The sequence below is a fragment of the Cellulosimicrobium composti genome (assembly GCF_009711085.1).
In the GTDB taxonomy this organism is placed as follows: domain Bacteria; phylum Actinomycetota; class Actinomycetes; order Actinomycetales; family Cellulomonadaceae; genus Cellulosimicrobium; species Cellulosimicrobium composti.
In genome coordinates, this window is record NZ_WMKA01000102.1 from 1 (window position 1) to 1720 (window position 1720).

General features: G+C 82.3%; 1 protein-coding gene. It reads left to right on the plus strand.

Annotated elements, in window-relative coordinates; translation table 11 throughout:
* Positions 1-175 precede the first annotated feature (175 nt).
* On the plus strand, positions 176-1720 hold a 1545-nt coding region (locus GJV82_RS19125; RefSeq protein WP_404813000.1), incomplete at its 3' end, for a hypothetical protein.

Here is a 1720-nt window from a genome sequence, read left to right on the forward strand (position 1 = left end):
AGGAGCTCCGCCCGTCGCCCCCGGGCGGCGACCTGGGCCGGGACCCCGGCCGGTGGCGCCGGGTCCGGGCGGTCCCCGATCCGCGCCGGCCCCCGGTCCGACGGCCGCACGACCCGCACCGGGCGGTCCGGCCCCGGCCGTCGTCCCCGCGCGGGCCCCGGGCGCCGTCGCGTCCGTGCCGCGCACCGCCGGAGCGCCGGGTCGCGCGGCCGAGACCCGGTCGGTCGGGCTCCAGCCGGTCCTCGCCGGGGCGGGCGCGGGGCTGCTCGCGGTCGCGGCGGTCGTGTTCGTGTTCTTCACGTTCGCCGACGACCTCGGCCTGCGCGCCCTCGTCACCGGGGTCGTCACGGCGCTCACCGTCGGCGCCGCGGTGCTCCTGCGGTCGCGCGGCCTGCGCTCGTCGGCCGAGGCGGTCGCGGCGCTCGCGGTCGTGCTCGCGGTCGTCGACGTCGAGCTCGTGCTGCAGGCGTGGCCGCTCGACGCCGCGGGTGCGGCCCTCGCGCGCGCCGCCCTGGTCGCCGTCGTCGTCGCCGTGCTCGGGGTCGTGGGCGCCCGGGCGCGCGTGCGGGCGTGGCTGACGAGCGCCGTCGTGCTCGGACCGCTCGTCCCCCTGCTCGCCGCGCCCGCCGCGCAGGCCGTGTGGGGGTGGGCGGTCGCGCTGCTCGCGACGGCCTGCCTCACCACGCCGGCCCGGCCCGTCGCCGAGACGGCGGGGGCGCGCGTCGGCAGCGCGCTCACCGCCGAGCGGGCCGTGCTCGGCGTCGTACGGACGACGGCCGTCCCCCTCGCCGTGCTCGTCGGGCTCGCCGTGCCCGGCCCGCCGGGGCTCCCGGCGGGGTCGGGCGCCGCCCTCGTCGCGCTCGGGGGCGCGCTCGTCGCGACCCTGCTGCGCCACGCGACGCGCGAGCGGCGCTGGTACGCGATCGGCGGTGCGGCGGCGGTCCTCGCGGGCGCGCTGCTCGGCACCGGCGGCGAGGTCGCCTGGATCGGTCTCGTGCCCGCGCTCGCCGCCGCGGCGTGGCTCGCGCTCCTCGCGGTCACGGCGCCCCGCGGGGCGCGCGCGTCCGGTGCGTCCGTGGTCGGGCGGTCGGACGCGCTGCTCAGCGGTGCCGTCGTCGCGCTCGCCGCCGCGACCCCCGCCGTCGCGGTCGCCGGCCTGCGCGCGGTCGAGGTGCTCGTCACCGCGACCGCGGGCACCCCCGTCGTGCTCAGAGACGCGCCGCTCGGCGTCGGCGTCGTCGCGGCGACCGGCGAGGGCATGACGCCGGGGGCGTCCGGTGCCGTGCTGCTCGACGGCACGCTCGTCGGGCTGCTCTCTGGGATCGTCGTGCTCGCGGTCGGGGCTCGCCTCGCGCTGCGCACGCCGCGCCCCGTCCCGCTCGCCGCGGGGACGGTCCCGCTCGCCGCGGGGACGGTCCCGCCCGCCGCGTGGACGGTCCCGCCCGCCGCCGGGGCGGTCCGCCTCGGCGCGGCCCCGGTCGTGCGCACCGGTCGCGTGCTCGCCCCGTGGCTGGTCCTCGTCCTCGTGCTCGCGCTCGTCCTGGACCCACGCCTCGCGGGCGTCACGTCGCTCGCCCTCCTCGCGGTCCTCGCCGGCGCGCTCGTCGTCGCGACCACGCGACCCGTCGCGGCGTCCGCCCACGACCCCGGCGCCACCGTGCGCGCGGTCCGGCGCGGGGCCGGGCGCGCGCTGCGGCCCCTCACGCGGCGCGTGCCCGGC